The sequence below is a fragment of the Streptomyces sp. McG3 genome, from assembly GCF_018619185.1.
Lineage (GTDB): Bacteria > Actinomycetota > Actinomycetes > Streptomycetales > Streptomycetaceae > Streptomyces.
On the sequence record NZ_JAAXYC010000521.1, the window covers coordinates 1 to 2,954 of the forward strand.

General features: G+C 72.5%; 4 protein-coding genes. 1 reads left to right on the plus strand and 3 read right to left on the minus strand.

Going from position 1 to position 2,954, the window contains the following annotated elements:
• Positions 1 to 117: 117 nt before the first annotated feature.
• From HET64_RS37970 to HET64_RS37980, 3 genes are all read right to left on the minus strand, one after another.
• Complete coding sequence (locus tag HET64_RS37970) at positions 118 to 369, minus strand: chaplin family protein (protein ID WP_215111775.1); 252 nt, start codon at positions 367 to 369, stop codon at positions 118 to 120.
• Positions 370 to 513: 144 nt separating this feature from the next.
• A complete protein-coding gene (locus tag HET64_RS37975) occupies positions 514 to 1,158 on the minus strand; it encodes a response regulator transcription factor (protein ID WP_215111776.1) in 645 nt (214 codons plus the stop codon).
• Positions 1,151 to 2,296 carry a GAF domain-containing sensor histidine kinase gene (locus tag HET64_RS37980; protein WP_215111777.1) on the minus strand — a complete coding sequence of 382 codons (1,146 nt, stop codon included), beginning with the start codon at positions 2,294 to 2,296 and terminating at the stop codon, positions 1,151 to 1,153. The genes HET64_RS37975 and HET64_RS37980 overlap by 8 nt, the downstream gene beginning before the upstream one ends.
• Before the next feature lie 244 nt (positions 2,297 to 2,540).
• Between HET64_RS37980 and HET64_RS37985 the strand changes: the two genes are divergently transcribed.
• Positions 2,541 to 2,954: SDR family NAD(P)-dependent oxidoreductase (locus HET64_RS37985; protein WP_215111778.1), on the plus strand; the 414-nt coding region annotated here is incomplete at its 3' end.

A 2,954-nucleotide genomic window follows, 5' to 3' on the forward strand; every position in this document is an offset into this window, starting at 1 on the left:
GGGACAGCCGGCCGGCGGCTGGAAGGGCGGGCCGAGAGCGGTGAGAGGCGGCGAAAGCCGGACGGGCCCTTGGGGATAGAGGGGCGTCCGGCTTTCGGCAGGGGCTTGGGGGGTGGGTCAGTGGTTGAGGCCGAGGTTGCCGAAGGCCGGATTGAGCAGGCCCACCACGTTGACCGTGTTGCCGACCACGTTCACCGGGACGGCGACGGGAACCTGCGCGAGGTTGCCGCTGGCGACGCCCGGGGAGTGGGTGGCCACGCCGTGGGCGTCCGCACCGCTGTGGCCGGTGGCGGAGGCGGCTCCGGCGCCGGCGGCGACGAGCCCGCCCGCGATCATGGTGACGGCGGCGGCCTTCTTCAGGTTCTTCACTTCAGGATCCTCCTAGAGAGGCTGCGACAAGCCGTCGCAGCACGCCCTGGAGAACGCCGTGCGGCCCGGAAGGATGCGCCGTACGGGTGACATACACCCGACAGTATGAATCTCAGTCCGGACGGGAACCCGGCGGCACCGACGTCAGCCCGCCGCCCCGTTGCGTACCGCCCACAGAGCCGCCTGGGTCCGGTCGGCCACGTCGAGCTTCATCAGGATGTTCGACACATGCGTCTTGACCGTCTTCTCCGAGAGGACGAACGCACGGGCGATCTCGCGGTTCGAACGCCCGTCCGCGATGAGGCCGAGCACTTCGCGTTCCCGCTCGGTGAGCGTGCTCCCCCGGCCCGTGCCGGTGCCCGCGTCGTCCTGGGCGAGCAGCGCTCCCGCGACCTCCGGCTGGAGCAGGACGTGACCGGCGTGGACCGAGCGGATCGCCCCGGCCAGGGCGTCCGGGTCGACGTCCTTGTAGACATAACCGGAGGCTCCGGCGCGCAGGGCGGGGACCACCGTGCGCTGCTCGGTGAAGCTGGTGACGATGAGCACCTTCGCGGGGTTGTCGAGCTCCCGCAGGCGGCGCAGGGCCTCGATACCGTCGGTGCCGGGCATCTTGATGTCCATCAGCACGATGTCGGGGCGGAGCTCCTCGGTCCGGGCCACGCCCTCCGCGCCGTCGGACGCCTCGCCGACGACCTCTATGTCCTCCTGGATCTCCAGGAACGTACGCAGTCCTCGGCGGACCACCTGGTGGTCGTCGACCAGCAGCACCCTGATGATCTTGTCAGCCACCGGGGACCTCCATCTCGATCGTGGCGCCCTTGCCGGGCTCCGAGGCAACGGTGAGTCGGCCGCCGACGCTGTTCGCCCGGTGACGCATGGAGACGAGGCCGAGGTGGCGGCCCGCCCGCCGCACGGCGGTGGGGTCAAAGCCCGACCCGTCGTCGGTGACGCGGAGGACGGTGTCGGTGCCGCGCCGGACCAGGGTGACGCTCACGCGCTCCGCACCGGAGTGGCGCAGGGCGTTGTGGAGGGCCTCCTGCGCGACCCGGAGCAGTGCTTCCTCCTGGGCGGCGGGCAGCGCGCGCACTCCGCGGCTCTCGAAGGCGACCTCGGCGGCGTGCGCCCGGTCCAGGACCTGGATCTGGGTGCGGAGGGTGGCGATGAGCCCGTCCTCGTCGAGGGCTGCGGGGCGCAGCTCCACGACGGCGGCCCGCAGCTCGTCGACCGCCTCGGCCGCGAGGGCGGCGACCTGCTGGAGTTCGCCCTTGGCGCGGACCGGATCACGGTCGACGAGGGCGGTGGCGGCCTGGGCGGTGAGGCGGAGCGAGAACAGCTTCTGGCTGACCGCGTCGTGCAGTTCGTGGGCCAGCCGGGAGCGCTCCTCGGCGATGGTCAGCTCACGGCTGCGCTCGTAGAGGCGGGCGTTGGTGAGCGCGATGGCGGCGTGCTGGGCGAGCATCTGGAGCAGTTCCTCGTCCTCGGCGGTGAAGCCGCAGCCGCCCTCGGGCTTGGGGCACAGCTTGTTGGCGAGGAACAGCGCTCCGATGATCTCGTCGCCGTCCGTGATGGGCAGGCCGAGGAAGTCGGACATGTCGGGGTGGGCGTCGGGCCAGCCCTCGAAGCGGGGGTCCTCGCGGACGTCGGCGAGGCGTTCGGGCTTCGCCTGGTGGAGCATCGAGGCGAGGATGCCGTGCTGGCGGGGCAGCGGGCCGATGGCCTTCCACTGTTCGTCGCTGACGCCGTCGACCACGAACTGGGCGAAGCCGCCGTGGTCGTCCGGGACGCCGAGGGCCGCGTACTGGGCGTCGAGCAGTTCACGGGCGGAGGCGACGATCGTCTTGAGGACGTCGCCCACTTCCAGGTGCCGGCTCATGGCGAGGAGCGCGGCACTCACCGCGGCGAGGCCCGACGGTGGGCGATGACTCATGGGATCACCGTACCGGCGGGGGCCGTGCGGTCATATCGGGCCGGGGTCGGTGGTGGGTGTACGAGTGGCCTAGGTCCGGGCGTCGGGGCCCCTCCGCCGAAGGTCGTAGGACTGCCCGGGACCTACGCCGAAGTACCGGGGGCGGCTGCGGCTCCCGGGCGAGGCGCGGTGCGGCCGGGGCTTCCTACGGTGGATTCGCCGGGGCTTCCCGGCGGAAGCCGAGGGTACGAAGGGGACGGTCACCATGCCGGTCGCGATGATCACGGGTGGTTCGAAGGGGCTGGGGCGCGCGCTGGCGGGGGCGCTGGCCGCGCAGGGGTGGGACCTGGTGCTGGACGCCCGGACCGCCGGGGTGCTGGAGGACACGGCGCGGGAGGTGCGCGGGCGGTTCGGGACGCGGGTGGTGGCGGTGCCGGGTGATGTCACGGACGCGGCGCACCGGGCGGATCTGGTGGCGGCAGCCGGGTCGCTGGGCGGTCTCGATCTGCTGGTGAGCAACGCGAGCGTGCTGGGCGCGGAACCGCTGGTACGGCTGGACGCGCTGCCGCTGGAGGGGTTGCGGCGCGCGCTGGAGACGAATGTGGTGGCGGCGCTCGGTCTCGTACAGGAGGCGTTGCCGTCGCTGCGGGCAGCGGAGGCGGGGGCGGTGGTGGTGATC

Coding starts and splice junctions, on each gene's coding strand:
- HET64_RS37980 (WP_215111777.1), bottom strand. CDS start 2,296: ATGAGTCATCGCCCACCGTCGGGCCTCGCCGCGGTGAGTGCCGCGCTC.